Here is a 478-nt window from a genome sequence, read left to right as displayed (position 1 = left end):
CTCAACAAGTGCCAGTGAATCGGCAAGTACTTCAGCGTCACAGAGCGCCTCAACCAGTGCGAGTGAGTCAGCAAGTACGTCTGCATCAATGAGCGCTTCAACGAGTGCCAGCGAGTCCGCAAGTACGTCAGCGTCGATGAGTGCCTCAACGAGCGCCAGTGAGTCCGCAAGTACGTCGGCATCCATGAGCGCTTCAACAAGTGCGAGCGAGTCCGCAAGTACGTCAGCGTCACAGAGTGCCTCAACCAGCGCTAGCGAATCAGCAAGTACCTCGGCCTCAATGAGTGCATCAACGAGTGCATCTGAATCAGCCAGCACTTCAGCATCGCAAAGTGCTTCAACCAGCGCTAGCGAATCGGCAAGTACTTCAGCGTCCATGAGCGCTTCAACGAGTGCAAGTGAGTCAGCAAGTACGTCTGCCTCAATGAGCGCCTCAACAAGTGCTTCAGAGTCAGCAAGTACAAGTGCTTCCATGAGC

Annotated in this window: 1 protein-coding gene; it reads left to right on the top strand. The window is 54.8% G+C overall.

All coding sequences use genetic code 11. From position 1 onward, the window contains the following. Positions 1-478, top strand: a 478-nt coding sequence (locus tag HMPREF2571_RS10955; protein ID WP_176745602.1) for a hypothetical protein, incomplete at both ends; no start/stop codon positions are given.

It is taken from the genome of Streptococcus sp. HMSC068F04 (genome assembly GCF_001837455.1).
GTDB lineage: Bacteria > Bacillota > Bacilli > Lactobacillales > Streptococcaceae > Streptococcus > Streptococcus salivarius_D.
This window is presented reverse-complemented; position numbering and strand designations above follow the sequence as displayed.